Source organism: Rhodococcus sp. NPDC058505 (genome assembly GCF_042720095.1).
In the GTDB taxonomy this organism is placed as follows: domain Bacteria; phylum Actinomycetota; class Actinomycetes; order Mycobacteriales; family Mycobacteriaceae; genus Rhodococcus_G.
Map to the genome: position 1 here is coordinate 198,758 of NZ_JBHXNB010000005.1, position 18,379 is coordinate 217,136.

The following is an 18,379-nucleotide window of genomic DNA, read 5'->3' on the forward strand; positions in this document are numbered from 1 at the left end:
GCCGCAAGTTTCGGGACTGCTGAGGTGATGTCGATGGATCGTGGTGCCGCGAAGACTGCCGCCCACCGGGGGTGGTGGCTGTTCGCCTCGTTGGACGGCTACAACCGGAAGTGGCTGCGACCGGACATCGCTGCCGGCCTGACGGTCTGGGCGGTGCTGATCCCGGAGAGCCTCGCCTACGCCACGATTGCTGGTGTCACCCCGGTCGTCGGCCTGTACGCGGCGATTCCAGCGCTGATCCTGTATGCGGCACTGGGCAGCTCCCGGCACCTCGTGGTTGGACCGATGTCGGCGACTGCCGCGTTGTCCGCCGCGATCATCGCCCCGGTCGCCGGTGGCGACGGCGGGCACTACCTGGCGCTGTCGGCGGTGTTGGCGATCTTGACCGGGATCGCCGGTCTGCTGGCCGGACTGTGCCGTCTCGGGTTCGCGGCGTCGTACATCTCCGAGCCGGTGCTGAAGGGCTTCATCGTCGGTTTGGCGTTGACCATCATCGTCGGCCAGGTGCCCAAGCTGTTCGGTATCGACAAGGCCGACGGCGACTTCTTCGAACAGTCGTGGGGTGTGCTGACCCACCTCGGCGACACCCAGTGGCCGACGCTCGCGGTCGGTGTCGTCAGCCTGGTGCTGGTGCTGGTGCTCAAGCGGTGGCTTCCCCTCGTGCCCGGCTCGCTGGTGGTGGTATTGCTCAGCATCCTGGCCGTCGCAGTGTTCTCGCTCGACGAGCACGGCGTCGACATCGTCGGTCACATCGAGTCCGGGCTGCCATCGCTCGGACTGCCGGAGGGAGCCGCGTGGCATGACTACTACGACCTCGCGGGCCCCGCATTCGGTGTGCTGCTGATCGGTTTCGCGGAGGGCCTCGGCGCCGCGAAGACGTACGCGGCGAGGGCCGGATACGAGATCGACGCGAACCGTGAACTGCTCGGTCTCGGCGCCGCGAACCTCGGCTCCGGGCTCAGCTCGGGCATGGTCGTCAATGGCAGCCTGTCCAAGACCGCGGTTAACGGCGCTGCCGGGGCAAAAACTCAGGTCAGCGGGCTGGTGGTGGCGGTGCTCACCGTGCTCACCCTGCTCTTTCTGACCGGACTGTTCGAGCAGCTGCCCGAGGCCACGTTGGCCGCGGTCGTCATCGCCGCGGTGATCGAACTGGTCGACATCGCGGCGCTGCGGCGCCTGTATCGGGTGTGGTCCCGCCAGCTCGGCACCATCTACGGGCTCGCCGCGCGGGCCGACTTCCTCGGCGCGCTCGCCGCACTGCTCGGTGTGCTGCTGTTCGACACGCTGCCCGGACTGGTCATCGGGATCGCGGTGTCGATGTTGCTGCTGCTGTACCGCAACTCGCGCCCGCACGTTGCCGACCTCGGGCAGGAGGGCTCGGTGTGGGTGGACGTCGAGCGTCACCCCAACGCAACGAGCCCCGCGGGCGCCGTCGTCGTGCGGGTCGAGGGCGGCCTGTTCTTCGCGAATGCCGACTTCGTGAAGGACACCGTCTCGCGGCGCTGCACCGAGGCAACGCGGGTCGTGGTGATCGACGCGGAAACCTCGCCATACATCGACGTCAGCGCCGCGGAGATGCTGGTGCAGCTACAGGCCGCACTGCGGCGTGACGGGATCGAACTGCGCATCGCACACGACATCGGGCAGGTTCGGGACGTCCTCGCCGACGTCACGCGTGCGGGTGAACGGCTCGCGGTGTTCGGCACGGTGGACGAGGCGCTGTCCGCCCCCTCGGGGAACGTGCCGCCCGGAGGCTGGAGGGAGAACCGATGACCACTACCCGCGCGACCGTGGAACGTCCGGACCACCAGGGATTCGCGGCGGGCACCTCGCTCGGAGCAGCGGTACTGCTACTGACCGTGGGCGTCCTGTCGATGTGCCAGGGAATTTCGGCGATTGCTGGCGACCGGCACCTCGTCGTCGGGGTCGACTACACCTATGCGCTCGACGTCGTGGCCTGGGGCTGGATTCACCTGACACTGGGAGTGGTCCAGGCGATCTCGGCATTGGGACTGATGAAGGGCAGCATGTGGGGGCGGGTCGCGGCGGTCACCTTCGTTGCGGTGTCGTTGTTCACGAACTTCCTCTGGCTGCCCTACTACCCGGCCTGGGCCTTCGTGATTATCGCCCTCGACGTCGTGGTCATCTGGGCAGTCACGATATGGAATCCCGACGGGCGGTGAGCCAATGGACGGTGAGATGAGATCGACACAGTGGTCGTCGGCGCGCAACGGCGCGATCCGGGAGGCCATACACGCGTTCGTGGTCGCATGCGAGAGCCGAGTAGACGACGAAATACCCTGGACCGCAGCCGATTCGGAGGCCGGGCCACCGTGCCCATGATCGAGTTGCTGTCGGAGTCGAGACGGTGAGCGCGTGCCGATCGGGCAACCGGATGCGCGAGCGGAGGCTGAAGTCCATGAGGTCGAATCGTCGAGCCGTTCGCGGCTGGATCCGCGATCGGATGCCGGAACGCAGGCACCTCAAGAATGACCTGATCGCCGGGCTGCCCGGCGCGATCGCCAGCGTTCCGGACGGGATGGCGTCCGGGGTGCTGGCCGGCGTCAGCCCGGTGCACGGCCTGTACGCCAGCTTCGCGGGGCCGCTGTTCGGCGGGATGCAGACCAGCACCAAACTGATGGTCGTCACCACGACCGGCGCCTCCGCGCTTGCTGCCGGTTCGGCGATCGCCGATGTGCCCGAGTCGGATCGCGCCGACGCCTTGGTCCTGCTCACCCTGATCGCTGGCGCGGTGATGGTCGCCGCCGCGTTGCTGCGGCTCGGCCGGTACACCCGGTTCGTATCGCATTCGGTGATGACCGGGTTCCTCACCGGCATCGCCGTCAACATCGTGCTCGGCCAGCTGTCGGATCTGACCGGGGCGTCGGTGTCCGGATCCGTCGCGCTGGCCAAGGCTGCCGACCTGATCACCAACCCGACGCGGATCGACTGGCCGTCCCTGGCTACCGGTGTGCTCGCGCTGCTGCTGCTGGTCGTGCTCGCCAGGACCCGCGTCGCGCTGTTCGGTTCACTTGTTGCCCTTGTGATCCCGTGTGTGCTGGTGGTCGTGCTCGGGTGGGACGGCGTCGCGCGGGTCGCTGACGGCGGCGCGATCCCCACCGGGTTCCCGATGCCGCAGATCCCGGATCTGGGCCTGCTGTCGGCGCCACTGGTCGGCGGCGGGTTCGCGGTCGCGGCCATCATTCTGGTGCAGGGCGCCGGTGTCGCGGAGGCCGCCCCGAACCGCGACGGCTCCCGGTCGCTGCCCGACCAGGACTTCTCCGCGCAGGGCGTCGGGAACCTCGCGTCCAGCCTGTTCGGGGGGATGCCGGTCGGCGGGTCGGTCGGGCAGACCGCGGTCAACGACGCCGCCGGGGCGAAGGGGCGGTGGGGGGCGGTGTTCTCCGGGATCTGGATGCTGGTGATTCTGGTGCTCTTCTCCGGCCTGGTCGGGAAGGTCCCGATGCCGACGCTGGCCGCGGTGCTGATTGTCGCGGGAATCGGCTCGATCCGGCCCGCCCAGATCCGGTCGATCATCTCGAGCGGCCCGACGTCGATCATCGCGCTCGTCACCACCTTCGTTGCGACGCTGCTGCTTCCGGTGACCGCGGCGGTCGGGATCGGCGTCGCGCTGTCGCTGTTGCTGCAGCTCAACCAGGAAGCTGTGGACCTGCGGGTGGTGCGACTCGAACTGGATGCGGACGGGCGGTTGGCGGAGGCGCCGGTGCCGACGGAGTTGGGGGACCGTGAGGTGATGATCCTCGACGTGTACGGCAGCCTCTTCTACGCGGGTGCGCGGACGCTCCAGGTGCAGCTGCCCGACCCGGGCGCCGCGGATTCGCCGGAGGTGATTCTGCGGTTGCGGGGTCGAACGACATTGGGCGCCACCTTCTTCAAGGTGATCGCCGAGTACGCGGGTCGCCTCGACGCGGTCGGTGGCAGGTTGTACCTGAGCGGTCTGGCGCCCGAGGTGCTCGAGATGTGGGACGCCGAACGCCTGGACAGTCAGGGTGTCGCGCTGGAGGTGTTCAGCGCGACACCGGTTCTCGGTGAATCCACCATGCGCGCGCTCGCGGACGCCGAGAGTCGCCTGGTCCGCCGCGCCCGCCGGTCCGATGCCGACGGGCCGGGGGGGCCGTCCGGTTCTCAGGAGGAGTGAGATGGGCGATCTGATCGCACTGTTGGTGCCGGAGATGATCGGGCTGATCATCACCCCCGCCGCGATCGCGGGGTGCATCCTGCTACTGCAGTCGGACAACGCGATCCGCAATGCGCTGAGCTTCGCGGCCGCCTTCCTGTTCGTGTACACGGCGATCGGGGGCGCCGCCCTCCTCGGCGGCGCGGGTGATCCGTCGGCCACCTCGCGGACGGTGTCACACTGGATCGGCCTTGTCGTCGGTCTGCTGTTCCTCGCCGTCGGGCTGGTGCAACTGTCGCAGCGGAAGAAGCTGGGTGCGGAGAAGCCGAAGTGGATGGTCGAACTCGAATCGGCGACACCGCGGCGGTCCTTCCTGCTCGGTCTGGTGCTGGCCAACCTCAACCCGAACCTGTTCATCATGCTGTCGGGCATGAGCATCATCGCCAGCTACGGCTCCACCTGGCCGCAGGCATTGATCGGCACCGCGCTGCTGCTCCTGGCCGCAATGCTCGACTTCCTGATCCCGGTCGGCGCGTACCTGCTGCTCGGTGACCGGGCCAGGCGGGTCCTCGACGCGGCGAAGGGCTGGATGGTCGGCCGTAACAAGGAACTCGGGGTTGCGGTGTTCCTCGGATTCGGCCTGCTGTTCACGATCCGGGGCCTGACCGCGTTGCTGTGATCGCCGTTGCCGGTTCCCCCGGCGGCCCCTAACTTGGAGTCATGACGGCGGAGCTGCGAGCCGACCTGGTGTGCGAGGGCGGCGGGGTACGCGGCATCGGGCTGGTCGGTGCCGTGGACGCGCTCGCCGAGGCGGGGTACAGCTTCCCTCGGATCGCCGGATCCAGCGCAGGCGCGATCGTCGCGGCACTCGCGGCGGCGTTGCAGCGGGCCGGGGAGCCGCTGACCGCGCTGCGCGAGATCATCGCGGGAATCGACTACCGCAAGTTCGAGGACACCACCCTGCTCGGCAAGATCCCGCTGGTCGGCGGCGTGCTCTCGCTGGTCACCACAGACGGCGTGTACCAGGGCGACTACCTCGAAAAGTTCCTCGGCGGCATCCTCGATGATCTCGGGGTGCGCACGTTCGGCGATCTCCGCACCGGCGATGTGTCGGAGCGACACGGGTGGGCGCTGGTGGTCGCGGCTACCGATCTGTCCCGCCGCCGCCTGGTTCGGATCCCGTGGGATCTGCCCGGGTACGGGGTCGACGCCGACGAGTTCCCGGTGGCGCGGGCGGTCCGGGCGTCGTCGGCGATCCCGTTCCTGTTCGCTCCGGTGCGGGTCCGCGGCGCGACGTGGGTGGACGGCGGGCTGCTTGCTAACTTCCCGATCGACCTGTTCGACCGGGAACGGGGCGCGGCCCGCTGGCCCACCTTCGGGATCCGGTTGTCGGCACCGCCGGGTGTCCCGCCGACCCACCCGGTGCGGGGGCCGCTCTCGCTCGGTCTCGCGTTGGGGATCGCCGCGGTCGGCATCCTGTTCGGGAATCAGGACGCCGCCTACGTCGACGATCCGTGCACGGTGCGGCGGACCGTGTTTGTTCCGTCCGGCAGCGTCAGTCCGATCGACTTCCGGATCGACGCCGCAAAGTCGGCCGCCCTGTACGAGAGCGGCGTGACCGCGGGCCGGGAGTTCGTCGAGGCGTGGGACTGGGCCGCGTTTCGGGCGGACTGCGTGCGGGCGGGTTCCGGCGCACGACCCGCCCGTCGGACGCACCGACCGTGAACCGGGGCGACATCCCGGGTCGCTCAGCCCGCCGGTGCGGGGTCCGCGTAGCAGTCGCGCACGGCGACATCCATCGGGAAGCGGACGGCGGTGTCGCCGAACAGGAGTCGGGTCGCGGCCGCCGTCGCGTCGAGGACATACCCGGTCGCCGCCTCCGCGTCACGGCAGTGCACCACCACCTCGTCGTGCTGGAAGAACACCAGTTCCGCGTCGGGTACCTCGGCCAGCCGGCGGCGGAGTTCGGCGAGCAGGCACAGTGCCCACTCCGCGGCGGTGCCCTGGACAACGAAGTTCCGGGTGAACCGGCCACGCGCGTGCGCATCGCCGTGCGACCACCAACTGTCGTCGGGCGGGGGGCAGGCCCGGCCCAGCCACGAGTGCACCACCTCGCCGCGTTCACCGGCCCGAGCCGCCTCCTCGACGTAGCGCACCGCCGCGGGAAATCTCCTGCGCAGCAAGGTGAGAAGGTATTTCGCCTCACCTGCGGTGGCACCGTACAGCACCCCGAGGATGGCGACCTTCGCCTTCGCGCGGTCGCCGTCGAACACCTCCGCGGCGACCGGGGCATACAGGTCGTCGGCCCCGGCGGCGGCGACCATCCGCGGGTCGCCGGACATCGCGGCCAGGATGCGCGGTTCGAGCTGCCCGGCGTCGGCGATGACCAGCGTGTGCCCGGGGTCGGCGATCACACTGGCGCGCACCGGTTTCGGAATCTGCAGGGCGCCGCCACCGCGGCTGGCCCAGCGTCCGGTCACCACCCCGCCCGGCACGTACACCGGGCGGAACCGGTCGCCGCGCACCCAGGCGTCGAGCCACCCCCAGCCGTTCGCGGAGTGCAGCTTCGCCAGGTCCCGGTACCGCAGCAACGGCGCCGTCGCCGGGTGGTCCACCTCACGCAGCACCCACGCCCGGGTGGACGAGAGGTCGACACCGTCGCGGGCGAAGGCCCCCACCACCTCCTGCTGCGATGCCGGGTTCACCCGCCTGCCGAACGCGGCGCTGACCTCGTCGGCCGCCTCCCGCAGGCGTACGGGGAGGACCTCCCCGGGGACGCGGGGCCCGAGCGCGGCCTCCAGCAGTCGCAGATGGGCGGCGGTGGAGAACGGCAACCCGGCATGGCCCATTTCCGCTCCGGCCAGCGCGCCCGCCGATTCCGCCGCAACCAGCAGGCGCAGGCGGGCATCCGTGCCGATCCGCGCGAGCTGATCGGCGTGCTCGGCCAGTGCCGCCGCCGGGTCCACCGGCGGGGCGGCGTCGAACAGGGCGGGGCGGGTATCCGCCGGAGGCGCACTCGGGTGTACCGGTCGCCCGTCGCGGGTTCCCAGGATTGCGCCGGTCAGGGCGAGGTCGTGGCAGCGGTCGACCCGCAGACCCGCCCGCAGCACCTCCGGATACACCCTCGCCGTGTCGGGCCACACCCAGCGCGGGCGCTCCGGCTCGAGCGCCCGGACCGCCGCGGCGGCGTCCGGGAACTCCGCCGGGGTGCCGGTCGCGGTGCCGTCGTCGCCGGTGCGGATCGCGACCACCCGGTCGCGTCCCGGCGTCAGCACCACCCTCATGGCGCCCAGTCTCGCCGATCCCTCCGACACCCGCTCCACGGCTGAGTCCGGGGACCAACCAATTAGTACATCGATTGCTGAATTCAGAAACAGATGTACTATTGCTGCGTGGTGATCCCGACGCAGCATGACGCCCTCGCCCGATTCGGGCACGCCCTCTCGGATGCGACGCGGGCCCGAATCCTGTTGGGTCTGCGCTCCGGGCCCGGGTACCCGTCCCAGCTGGCCGACGAGCTCGGGGTGTCGCGGCAGATCCTGTCCAACCACCTCGCCTGCCTGCGCGGCTGCGGACTGGTGACGACCGTTCCTGAGGGTCGGCGCAGTCGGTACGAACTGGCCGACCCCCGGATCGGTCACGCCCTCGATGACCTGCTCGGGCTGGTGCTCGCCGTCGACCCGAGCTGCTGCCCGGACGCCGACACCGGCGAATGCTGCTGACCCGACCACCGAGGGGATCGATTCGATGACGCGAATGACCGAGACCGCGCGCGCCGTGTACCGCGGGGAGATGGCCGCGGCGAGGGGGGCAACGACCGCCCAGACGCGGTGGCGGCACCTGGAGCGGGCCCACATCGCCTCCCAGCCGGATCCGTGGCTGCACACCTGCAACCACGTCGCCATGTTCGTCCTCGCCGTGCGCCAACGCGACCGACGCGAAGCGCTGGGGCAGGTGCTGCGGATCGCCGTCGCCGCACCCGGATCGCTGGCTGGCCGCTTTCCGGACGGCAACACCGGCCGTGTCGCCGCCGGCCTCCGGACCCCGATGCCGATTCCGGCGGACCTGGCGGAGTTGCTGTCGCGGTGACGCAGGCCGGTCCAGCTCACCGACCCGGTCGGGTACGCCTTGGCGAGAGCAGCGGCAGCGGGTACTGCGCGGCACCGCCGAGCAGTGCCGCCAGCGGCCACCCCGATGCGCTCCTGCACCGCACGCACGCGCATCCGTCGGGCAATGTTCAGCGGGTTAATCGTGGCGGGGAAACGGCCCCCGCGCAGCGGCGTGACGTCGGCGGCACGGCTGGGTGCGGGCGGCGCCGACCCCGTCGGTAAGCTTGACCATCGGACTTCCTACAACGGACCCCAAACCCGGAGGTTGATTGGCGTGGCGCTCGTCGTCCAGAAGTACGGCGGATCCTCGGTGGCATCCGCCGAACGCATCCGACGTGTCGCCGAACGGATCGTGGAGACCAAACGCGCGGGCAACGACGTCGTCGTCGTCGTGTCCGCGATGGGTGACACCACGGACGAACTGCTGGATCTTGCGCAGCAGGTGTGCGGCACCCCCCCGGCCCGCGAGATGGACATGCTCCTGACGTCGGGTGAGCGGATTTCCAACGCCCTCGTCGCGATGGCTATTCACGGCCTCGGCGAGGAGGCCCGGTCGTTCACCGGCTCGCAGGCTGGCGTCATCACCACCGGCGCGCACGGCAACGCGAAGATCATCGACGTCACCCCGGGACGCGTTCGCGACGCGCTCGACCGCGGGTCGATCGTGCTGGTCGCCGGCTTCCAGGGCGTCAGCCAGGACAGCAAGGACGTCACCACCCTCGGGCGCGGCGGCTCCGACACCACCGCGGTCGCCCTCGCCGCGGCGCTCAAGGCGGATGTCTGCGAGATCTACACCGACGTCGACGGCATCTACACCGCCGACCCGCGGATCGTGTCCGACGCGCAGCGGCTCGACACCGTCTCCTTCGAGGAGATGCTGGAGATGGCGGCATGCGGGGCGAAGGTCCTGATGCTGCGCTGCGTCGAGTACGCCCGCCGCTACAACGTGCCCGTGCACGTCCGCTCCTCGTACACCACCAAGCCCGGCACCATGGTGTCCGGATCGATGGAGGACATTCCCGTGGAAGAAGCCATCCTCACCGGCGTCGCACACGACCGCTCGGAGGCCAAGGTCACCGTCGTCGGCCTGCCCGACGTTCCGGGGTACGCGGCCAAGGTGTTCCGCGCCGTCGCGGAGACCGAGATCAACATCGACATGGTGTTGCAGAACATCTCGAAGGTGGACACGGGCAAGACCGACATCACCTTCACGCTGCCGCAGACCGACCTGCCCGCCGCCGTCGCGAAGCTGACGGAGCTGCAGGGCGAGATCGGGTTCTCCGAGATCCTGTCCAACGAGGCGATCGGCAAGGTGTCCCTCGTCGGTGCCGGCATGAAGAGCCACCCCGGCGTCACCGCCACCTTCTGCGAGGCGCTCGCGGAGGCGGGCATCAACATCGATCTGATCTCGACCTCGGAGATCCGGATCTCGGTGCTCGTCGACGAGGGCGACCTCGACGACGCGGTGCGCGCGATCCACAAGGCATTCGATCTGGGCGGCGACGAAGAGGCCGTCGTCCACGCAGGAACGGGACGGTAACCCCATGGCACTGACCATCGCTGTCGTCGGCGCCACCGGACAGGTCGGCGCGGTCATGCGCACCCTCCTGGAGGAGCGCAACTTCCCCGCCGACACGGTGCGGTTCTTCGCGTCCGCCCGGTCCGCGGGAACCACGCTGCCGTTCCGCGGTAAGGACATCGTCGTCGAGGACGCCGCCGCGGTTTCCGACGAGGACCTCAAGGGCATCGACATCGCGCTGTTCTCGGCCGGTGCGACGCTGTCGCGTGCGCAGGCCCCCCGGTTCGCCGCCGCTGGCGCCACCGTCATCGACAACTCGTCCGCGTGGCGCAAGGACCCCGAGGTCCCGCTCGTGGTCAGCGAGGTGAACCCGGAGGAGGCGAAGAACCCGCCGAAGGGCATCATCGCCAACCCGAACTGCACCACGATGGCCGCGATGCCGGTGCTCAAGGTGCTGCACGACGAGGCGGGCCTGCAGCGGATGATCGTGTCCAGCTACCAGGCGGTGTCCGGCAGCGGTCTTGCCGGTGTCGAGGAGCTCGTCGGCCAGGTCCGCGCGGTCGTCGACAACGCGGAGAAGCTCGTCCACGACGGTTCCTCCGTCGATTTCCCTGCACCGAACAAGTACGTCGCGCCGATCGCCTTCGACGTCATCCCGCTCGCAGGCGCGCTCGTCGAGGACGGCAGCGGCGAGACCGACGAGGACCAGAAGCTGCGCAACGAGTCCCGCAAGATCCTCGGCGTTCCGGATCTGCTGGTCAGCGGCACCTGCGTCCGCGTCCCGGTGGTGACCGGGCACTCGCTGTCGATCAACGCCGAGTTCGGCAACCCGCTGTCGGTGGAGCGGGCGAAGGAACTGCTCGCCGACGCGCCCGGCGTCGAGCTGGTGGAGGTGCCGACCCCGCTGGCCGCCGCGGGCAAGGACCCGTCGCTGGTCGGTCGCATCCGTCAGGATCCGGGTGTCCCCGGAGGCCGCGGCCTCGCGCTGTTCGTGTGCGGCGACAATCTCCGTAAGGGTGCCGCGCTGAACACCATTCAGATCGCGGAGCTGCTCGTCGGCTAGTCCGACACGCCAGCCTCTACTCCGTTCCCCGATGCCGCGTCGGCTCACCTCAGGTGACCCGACGCGGCATCGGGGAACGTGCGTTTCCGGGTGTCCGTCGAACGATCGAATCCCAGCTCCATGACGTGGTCCTTCGGCTGTGACAGGTGTTGCCTGAGTAACACCTGTGCGACCACTGCCGACGTAATGCTCGTCCAATGCGAAATGCATGGCGGGGGCAATGCCGCCCCGGAGTCGTTCGGCTGCCGGGGTTTTCGCATGAGGGCGATGACCGGCCCGGCGCACACGCCGTCGGGGGGACCGCAGCCTTCAGCAGGAAGGCCGGAAGGTGGGGACATGACACGTCGTTCGACGGCAGGGGCACACCGGATTCGGACCGTGGCGGCGGCCGCGACGGTGGCGCTCGGCGTGGCGGTGAGCGCGCCAGCCATGGGGTGGGCGCAGGATCCGGTGGAGGGCAGCGGCCCAGAACAGACCACACAGACCAGCAACACCGATGGTGCCTCCGCGGGGGACGCCGGGACCACGAACGAGTCTGGATCCGGCGACCAGCCGCAGCCAGCCGATCAGTCGCAGCCGGGCGATCAGTCGCAGCCGGGCGACCAGCCGCAGTCCGGTGATCAGCAGTCCGGTGATCAGCAGTCCGGCGGGCAGCAGTCGGGCGGGGACCTGCAACAGGGCGGCGCGGGGACCGCGGGCTCGGCAGGAACGGGCAGCGTAGGTAGCGGCGGGGGGACCGGCAGCACCGGCGGGGCGACCGGGAGCGCTGGGACGGCCGTCGACGACGCCGCCATCGCCGAGGCAGAGGCCAAGGCGAAGGCCGCCGCCGAGGCAGCGAAGAAGGCCGCCGCCGAGGCCGCGACGTCGGGGGACGCCTCGGCCGTCGCCGCGAAGGAGGCCGCCGCGGCCACCGAGGCGATGACCAAGGCCAGTGTCGAGGCGACGAAGGCCGCCGTCGAGGCGAACCGGGCGCAGGAGCAGGCGACGGCCGCGGAGGAGGAAGCGGTCACGGCCGAGCGGGCGGCGACCGACGCGAACGCCGCGCTGGCGACGGCCGAGCAGGCGGCCGCGGACGCCCAGGCCGCCGCCGACGAGGCGAAGAAGACCGCCGACGAGCTGGCGAAGGCCGCGGAGGGCACCCCCGACGGCTCCGCGGAGCGGGCCGCTGCCGACGCCGCGCGGGCGGACGCGGACCAGAAGAAGTCCGCCGCCGCCGCTGCCCAGGCGGACGTGGACACGAAGAAGAAGCTGGCCGACGCGAAGTGGCAGGAAGCCGAGACCGCGGTGAAGAAGGGGAAGATCGGCAAGGCCATGGCCGCTGCCTGGGAAGCGGCCAAGGCGGAGCACGAGGCCGAGTTGCTTCGAACGAAGGCCGTCGCCGCCGAGAAGACCGCCGCCGCAGCGGAAGAGGCGGCCAAGGCCGCGGAGCAGACCGCCGCCGACGCCACCACCACCGCCGACGCCGCGACGAAGGCCGCGCAGGATGCCGCCGCCGAGGCAAAGGCCGCGCAGGACGCCGCCGACGAGGCGAGGGCTGCCGCGGACCTAGCCGGTCAGGAGGCGGCCGCCGCGGGCGAGACCGCCACCGACAAGCGGGCCGCCGCCGACGCCGCCAGCAAGGCCGCCGCGGAGAAGGCCACCACGGCCGACGCCGCCGCCGCGAAGGCGCAGGAGCTGTACGTGGCTGCCGAGCAGGCACAGGCCGCGGCCGATGAGGCGAAGGCGAAGGCCGACGAGGCCGCCACGGCGGCCGAGGCGGCGCAGGCGGAGTCGGACAGCGCGACGAAGGCAGTCGAGGACCTGAAGAAGCAGGCCGCCGAGGACATCGCCGCGGGGACCGACCTCGGCGACACCGATGTCGTCATCGGTGACACCACCACGCCCGGTACCGGGGTCACCCAGGTCGGCGACAACATCGCCGTCGTCGAGAAGACCGGCGTCAAGCTCGTCGGGTTCCGCAACACCGCGGGCGCGTTCGAGGTCGTCGACTACCTCACCACCGATGCCTCCGGGGCGACGGCCCTCGGCGGTGGACTTCCTCCGGTCGATCTCGCGCTCGGCGACTCCGCGGACGGGTCCGGCTCCGCCCTGCCGATCGTGCTCGGTCTCGGCCTCGCGGGTGCGGCGGGGGCCGCCGGTGCGATCGCCTGGCGTCGACGGCAGGGCGGCGGTGCCGACACCGCCGCGTAGGTTCGGCGTCCTGCTCGCGGTGGGGCTGTCGTGCCTGCTCCTCGCGTGCGGGGGGCAGGGCATCGGCCCGCCCGAACGCGCGCCGGTACGGCCGCAGATCGACGCGGCCGCACCGGCGCCGTTCGTCGCGCCCGCCGAACCGAACCACATCGAGCTGCGCAGCGGGGCCGGGATGACCTATCTGAGCAGCGCGCTGCACCCCGATCCGCTGTGGCGGGACGGGCAGCGACTCGATCCGGTCGACGAGCGTCCGGTGTGGTGGGCCGAGAGCGGGATGCCGGGGAGTGCGTCGACGCAGACCGCGGTCGTGGTGGGGCACAACTACTCTCGCCGCGAGGCGCCGTTTCGCGCACTGCGCGTGGTCGAACCGGGGGACCGCGTGCTGCTGCGCACGCCGTCGGGTGTGCTCGAGTACGCCGTCGAGACGGTCGGGCCGCTGCCGAAGGGGTCGCTGCTCGGTGAGCACGAGCTGCGCGCCCCGGTGGCTGGCCGGTTAATCCTGGCCAACTGCGACGTCCGGGACGGGGAGCCGACCGACGACAACTTCGTCGTGGTCGCGCAACTGGTCGGACGCTGACCGCGGGTCAGGGGAGCCGGAGGCGGGGGACCGGGGGCCGGTCCGGCCGGGCGGATGCCGCGGGCTCGTCGAGCTCGGTCACCAGGTGCTCCGCCCACGCGATCAGGCCGGGGACGTCGAGGGCGTGCGGCGGGTTCGCGGTGTGCGCACCGAGCAGATCGGCGCCGCGGCGCAAGGACCTCGCCGCGGCGTCGTTGTCGCGACGCGTCAGCTGCGTGAGTCCCTCGGTCAGCAGCGCCAGTCCCTGCCACAGTTCGAGTTCGTCGTCGGGCGCCGACGCCGCGGCCCCGGCGAGCAGCGTCGCAGCCTCCTCGGGGGCGCCGTGGTCGAGCAGGCGCTGCGCCTCGGTGACGGTGGCAGCCGGCGCGAACCTCGGAGGCAGGTCGGTCATGCCTGCACGCTAGCCGGTGCGCTCGGGGTCGGGAAGGAACCGGCGCGCGGCGTCGTCGGCGGCTGGGGGTTCCGGGCCGCGCAGCAACCTGCCGACGACACCCTCGTCGAGGGCGAGGGCCTTCACGACCACGGTCGCCGCGACAACGACCCCGGACTGGATGAACAGCCAGGTGATCGCCGTGAACACCAGGCCGAGTTCGCCGAACTTCTGGGACGCAGAGGAGGAGGCGAGCGGCAGGTAGACCGCGCCCGCGATTCCCAACACGGTCAGCCCCGCCGACGAGGCGCCCGCCGTCGCCCACAGCACCCGACCGGCCAGCCTCCCCTCGGTGAGCAGGTACGGGACCGCGGACCAGAGCAGGAACCAGACGGTCGCGGACCCGGCCACCGCCAGCGGCGGCCCGATCCAGTCGACCGAGTCGACGTTGCGCACCCACCCGAGCAGGCCGATGGCGCTGGCGACCGCGATCAGCACGGCAACCCAGCGCCACCACCCGCGGATCGTCAGCGGCGGCACCCCCCAGACCCTCCCGTACACCCGGCCGAGGGCCCGCGCGAAGGAGGTGCCGCTGAGCAGCACCATGAGCACGCCGATCAGGCCGAACGCGGCGAAGGTCGGGGGACTCGACTCGACCGTGTCGGCCGTGATTCGGGTGACCGTGGTCAGCGCGCCCGGGTCGATGCCGAGCTGGTCGGACAGGGATTCCGAGACGGCGCCGAGGTTGCCGATCGTGCCGATCGCGATGATCACCGGCAGCACCGAGGTGAACTCCTGCGCGGCGAGCGTCATGGACCGATCACCCAGTTCGATGTCGATCAGCCCCCTGATCACCCGGCTGACGGTTCGGCCCGGTGCGGTGCGCCGCATCCATCCCTGTGCCGACTGCTTCTGGACCTCGAGGGCCTCCCGCGCCAAACCGACCGAGAGCTTCGTGGACTTCATCATCGCGGCCGCCGCCCTTGCGCGTTCCCCGGAGATTCGATGGCCGGGCCGACTCAGAACAGGATGGCGACGAGGATCGGGGCCGCGGTCAGGACCAGGGCGACGACGACGATGGCGGTGACAACCTTGATTCGCTCGGTGGACATGGCGTCGATCCTAGGAAGCGGGCGGGTCGCGGGCGTCACCCTCGCCGGATGAGGTCGGCCCCGTCCGGGTGGGGGCGTCCGCCCGCAACACGCCGCTCGCCTCCCCGGCGCCCGGGGCCGCGAGGGGGAAGCTGTCGGTGGACCCGCCGCCGCCTTTTCTTGACTAATTCCAGAAAAGGTGTTGCAGTGGGGGAGGTGATCGGGTTCCCAACCCCGCCGCGGCCTCAGCCCCCGCGGCAGGTCACCGCCGGGTTCAACCGAGGTCCAGAGCAGAACGACCACCGCGCCGAGAGTGCGGAGAACAGCGAAGGGATCACTTCATGAGCACAGACCCGAAGTCCACCGACACCACCCTGACTACCGCGGTCGGCGCGCCGGTACCGGACAACCAGAACGTCGCCACCGCCGGACCCCGCGGTCCGCAGCTGCTGCAGGACGTCTGGTTCCTCGAGAAGCTCGCCCACTTCGACCGGGAGGTCATCCCGGAGCGGCGCATGCACGCGAAGGGCTCCGGCGCGTTCGGCACCTTCACCGTCACGAACGACATCACGAAGTACACCTCGGCGAAGATCTTCTCCGAGGTCGGCAAGAAGACCGAGCTGTTCGCGCGGTTCTCGACCGTCGCGGGAGAGCGCGGCGCCGCCGACGCCGAACGGGACATCCGCGGCTTCGCGGTGAAGTTCTACACCGAGGAGGGGAACTGGGACCTCGTCGGCAACAACACCCCGGTGTTCTTCTTCCGTGACCCGCTCAAGTTCCCGGACCTCAACCACGCGGTCAAGCGGGACCCGCGCACCAACATGCGCAGCGCCAACAACAACTGGGACTTCTGGACCAATCTTCCCGAGGCGCTGCATCAGGTCACCATCGTGATGAGCGACCGCGGTATCCCCGCCTCCTACCGCACGATGCACGGATTCGGTTCGCACACCTTCAGTTTCATCAATGCCGCGGGCGAGCGGTACTGGGTCAAGTTCCATCACCGCTGCCAGCAGGGTATCGAGAATCTCACCGATGCTCAGGCGACCGAGCTCGTCGGCCAGGACCGGGAGAGTCACCAGCGCGACCTGTATGAGGCGATCGAGCGCGGCGAGTTCCCGAAGTGGAAGCTGATGGTGCAGATCATGCCGGAGGCCGACGCGGAGAAGGTGCCGTACCACCCGTTCGACCTGACCAAGGTGTGGCCGAAGGGCGACTACCCGCTGATCGAGGTCGGCGAATGGGAGCTCAACCGCAACCCCGACAACTACTTCGCGGAGGTCGAGCAGGCCGCCTTCAACCCCGCACACGTGGTGCCCGGAATCAGCTTCTCGCCGGACCGGATGCTGCAGGGTCGCCTGTTCTCCTACGGTGACGCGCAGCGATACCGGCTGGGCGTCAACAACTTCCAGATCCCGGTCAACGCGCCCCGCTGCCCGGTGGCGAACTTCCACCGGGACGGCGCCATGCGGGTGGACGGCAACCACGGCAGCTCGCTGCACTACGAGCCGAACTCGTACGGCAAGTGGCAGGAGCAGTCCCAGTACCGCGAGCCCGCGCAGGCGGTCGGCGCGGTCGCCGACCGGTTCGACTACCGAGCGGACGACGACGACTACTACTCGCAGCCCCGGGCGCTGTTCAACCTGATGAACGCCGAGCAGAAGCAGGCGTTGTTCGACAACACCGCCCGCAACATCCACGGCGTCGACCCGCAGATCATCAAGCGGCACATCGACAACTGCACCAAGTGCGATCCGGCGTACGGGGAGGGTGTCACGAAGGCCCTCGCCGCCCTCGACGCCTGATGCACCGCCGGTAGCGGGGACCGTTCGCCGCGGTCCCCGCTACCCGCGGCGGGGAGGGTTTTCTTGACTTATTCCAGAAATGCACCCGATACTGGGACCATGCGCGACGCCGACCCCCATGCAGACCCGCGCGCCCTGCTGCGCTCGGCGGGTCTCCGGGTGACCGCGCCACGGGTCGCTGTTCTCAACGCGGTCGCCGCCCGGCCGCACACCGATGCGGATGGTGTCGCCGCCGAGGTCCGCGCGGATCTCGGATCGGTGTCCACCCAGGCCGTCTACGACGTCCTCAAGGCCTGCGTGAAGGCCGGACTCGTTCGTCGCATCGAGCCGGCAGGCTCACCCGCACTGTTCGAGACGCGCACCGGCGACAACCACCATCACCTGGTGTGCCGGGCGTGCGGAACCGTCGTCGACGTGGACTGCGCGGTGGGACACGCGCCCTGCCTGGAGCCCTCGAACGCGCACGGTTTTGCGATCGACGAGGCCGAAGTCGTGTTCTGGGGCGTGTGCCCGTCCTGCCGGGCCTGAGCGACACGGTCTCGATCACCGGGGCGGCGTCACCAGTTCGACCACCAGTATGCGACGCACGCGAACAGGAAAAACAACACGGTCTCCACGGCCGCCTCCCCTCGTAGTGCTCAACACCATCATGCCCCCGCGGATCGGGCGGCGCCGCCGTGTCGGCTCCCCGATCTACCCTGGACCGGCACCGGCATTCACCGTCCTGCCCGCCCACCCAGGAGGTCCCGAGATGTCCCCCCTCGTTCCCGCTCGGCCGCACACCGACGTCACCTGGCTCGATCTCGACGAGACGCAGGTCGCCGTACTCCGCCACGACGCCGTCTCCGTGACCGATCTTCCGACGCTATTCGACGCCGGATTCCGGGCACTCGGCGCGCTGATCGCCAGCGGCGCGGTGACCCCCACCGGTCCCGCCGTTGCGATCTACCACGGCGACCCGTCGCAGGTCTTCGACATCGAGATCGGGTTCCCGATCGCCCGGCCGCTCGCCGACCCGCTCAGCACGCCGGCGGGTGACATCACGGGCAGCGTCGTCACCGCAGGCCCGGCCGCCGCGTTCTCGCATCTCGGGCCCTACGACACGTTGGCGACCGCCTGGGAGAAGCTCATGACCGCCGTGCACACCGCCGGGGTGCCGCTGCGCGCGGGCGGGTTGGTCGAGGTGTACGTCACGGAGCCGACCCCCGACGTCGACCCCGCGACGATGCGGACCGACGTGATCGCGCTGACCGATCGGGTTGCCGTGTCCTGAACCGGGTTCCGTGCCCGTACCCGCCGACGACGAACGCCCCCACCGCGCGGTGGGGGCGTTCGTCATCGGGAGGGCCTACGAGCTGAAGAGGTTCTCCAGCGAGCCGAACCCGCCGCCCGGGGTGCCCGGTTCACCGGATCCGGAGACGCGCACCGTCTCGGCGGCCGCGGTCGACGGGTTGTGGGTGCTGTCACCGGAGTAGACGGCGGTGATGGTGTGGTCGCCGTCGGTGGTGAAGGTGTGG

At 70.4% G+C, this 18,379-nt stretch carries 17 protein-coding genes; 14 read left to right on the forward strand and 3 right to left on the reverse strand.

What is annotated here, in order from left to right:
• The first annotated feature begins 33 nt into the window (after positions 1-33).
• The 5 genes from ACFWPA_RS06345 (at position 34) to ACFWPA_RS06365 (ending at position 5,863) form a co-directional block, all read left to right on the forward strand.
• A complete protein-coding gene (locus ACFWPA_RS06345; protein WP_378507696.1) occupies positions 34-1,773 on the forward strand; it encodes a SulP family inorganic anion transporter in 1,740 nt (579 codons plus the stop codon).
• Positions 1,770-2,183 carry a hypothetical protein gene (locus ACFWPA_RS06350; RefSeq protein ID WP_378569851.1) on the forward strand — a complete coding sequence of 138 codons (414 nt, stop codon included), beginning with the start codon at positions 1,770-1,772 and terminating at the stop codon, positions 2,181-2,183. The genes ACFWPA_RS06345 and ACFWPA_RS06350 overlap by 4 nt, the downstream gene beginning before the upstream one ends.
• Before the next feature lie 236 nt (positions 2,184-2,419).
• Positions 2,420-4,159, forward strand: coding sequence for a SulP family inorganic anion transporter (locus tag ACFWPA_RS06355; protein ID WP_378569852.1), 1,740 nt, complete (start codon positions 2,420-2,422; stop codon positions 4,157-4,159).
• 1 nt (position 4,160) lies between these two features.
• Positions 4,161-4,817, forward strand: coding sequence for a GAP family protein (locus ACFWPA_RS06360; RefSeq protein WP_378569853.1), 657 nt, complete (start codon positions 4,161-4,163; stop codon positions 4,815-4,817).
• 41 nt (positions 4,818-4,858) lie between these two features.
• Positions 4,859-5,863, forward strand: coding sequence for a patatin-like phospholipase family protein (locus tag ACFWPA_RS06365; RefSeq protein WP_378569854.1), 1,005 nt, complete (start codon positions 4,859-4,861; stop codon positions 5,861-5,863).
• Positions 5,864-5,886: 23 nt separating this feature from the next.
• Here the strand turns inward: ACFWPA_RS06365 and ACFWPA_RS06370 are convergent, their stop codons facing one another.
• On the reverse strand, positions 5,887-7,422 hold the full coding sequence (locus tag ACFWPA_RS06370) for a bifunctional 3'-5' exonuclease/DNA polymerase (protein ID WP_378569855.1): 1,536 nt from the start codon (positions 7,420-7,422) through the stop codon (positions 5,887-5,889).
• A 93-nt stretch (positions 7,423-7,515) separates the two neighbouring features.
• On the opposite strand from ACFWPA_RS06370, the gene ACFWPA_RS06375 reads away from it, so the two are divergent.
• The 6 genes from ACFWPA_RS06375 to ACFWPA_RS06400 all read left to right on the forward strand — a co-directional run bounded on the left by ACFWPA_RS06375 (position 7,516) and on the right by ACFWPA_RS06400 (position 13,596).
• Positions 7,516-7,860 carry an ArsR/SmtB family transcription factor gene (locus ACFWPA_RS06375; RefSeq protein WP_378569856.1) on the forward strand — a complete coding sequence of 115 codons (345 nt, stop codon included), beginning with the start codon at positions 7,516-7,518 and terminating at the stop codon, positions 7,858-7,860.
• 25 nt (positions 7,861-7,885) lie between these two features.
• Positions 7,886-8,227: a DUF3703 domain-containing protein gene (locus ACFWPA_RS06380; protein ID WP_378507703.1), complete on the forward strand. Its 342-nt coding sequence runs from the start codon at positions 7,886-7,888 to the stop codon at positions 8,225-8,227.
• A 294-nt stretch (positions 8,228-8,521) separates the two neighbouring features.
• Entirely contained in the window at positions 8,522-9,787 is a 1,266-nt protein-coding gene (locus ACFWPA_RS06385; protein WP_378507704.1) for an aspartate kinase, read from the forward strand.
• A 4-nt stretch (positions 9,788-9,791) separates the two neighbouring features.
• Positions 9,792-10,829 (forward strand): aspartate-semialdehyde dehydrogenase, encoded by a 1,038-nt coding sequence (locus tag ACFWPA_RS06390; RefSeq protein ID WP_378507705.1) that lies wholly within the window; start codon positions 9,792-9,794, stop codon positions 10,827-10,829.
• Between the two features lie 336 nt (positions 10,830-11,165).
• The gene (locus ACFWPA_RS06395) at positions 11,166-13,019 is read left to right on the forward strand and encodes a hypothetical protein (protein WP_378569857.1); all 1,854 of its coding nucleotides are present in this window, start codon (positions 11,166-11,168) and stop codon (positions 13,017-13,019) included.
• Entirely contained in the window at positions 13,000-13,596 is a 597-nt protein-coding gene (locus tag ACFWPA_RS06400) for a class F sortase (RefSeq protein WP_378569858.1), read from the forward strand. The genes ACFWPA_RS06395 and ACFWPA_RS06400 overlap by 20 nt, the downstream gene beginning before the upstream one ends.
• A gap of 7 nt (positions 13,597-13,603) precedes the next feature.
• Here the strand turns inward: ACFWPA_RS06400 and ACFWPA_RS06405 are convergent, their stop codons facing one another.
• Positions 13,604-13,987, reverse strand: coding sequence for a DUF309 domain-containing protein (locus ACFWPA_RS06405; protein WP_378569859.1), 384 nt, complete (start codon positions 13,985-13,987; stop codon positions 13,604-13,606).
• Positions 13,988-13,996: 9 nt separating this feature from the next.
• Entirely contained in the window at positions 13,997-14,932 is a 936-nt protein-coding gene (locus ACFWPA_RS06410; RefSeq protein ID WP_378569874.1) for a hypothetical protein, read from the reverse strand.
• Between the two features lie 466 nt (positions 14,933-15,398).
• On the opposite strand from ACFWPA_RS06410, the gene ACFWPA_RS06415 reads away from it, so the two are divergent.
• The 3 genes from ACFWPA_RS06415 (at position 15,399) to ACFWPA_RS06425 (ending at position 18,135) form a co-directional block, all read left to right on the forward strand.
• Positions 15,399-16,862, forward strand: a complete 1,464-nt coding sequence (locus tag ACFWPA_RS06415; protein ID WP_378569860.1) for a catalase — start codon at positions 15,399-15,401, stop codon at positions 16,860-16,862.
• A gap of 99 nt (positions 16,863-16,961) precedes the next feature.
• Positions 16,962-17,390 carry a Fur family transcriptional regulator gene (locus ACFWPA_RS06420; protein ID WP_378507710.1) on the forward strand — a complete coding sequence of 143 codons (429 nt, stop codon included), beginning with the start codon at positions 16,962-16,964 and terminating at the stop codon, positions 17,388-17,390.
• A 223-nt stretch (positions 17,391-17,613) separates the two neighbouring features.
• Positions 17,614-18,135, forward strand: coding sequence for a GyrI-like domain-containing protein (locus tag ACFWPA_RS06425; protein WP_378569861.1), 522 nt, complete (start codon positions 17,614-17,616; stop codon positions 18,133-18,135).
• Positions 18,136-18,379: the final 244 nt, after the last annotated feature.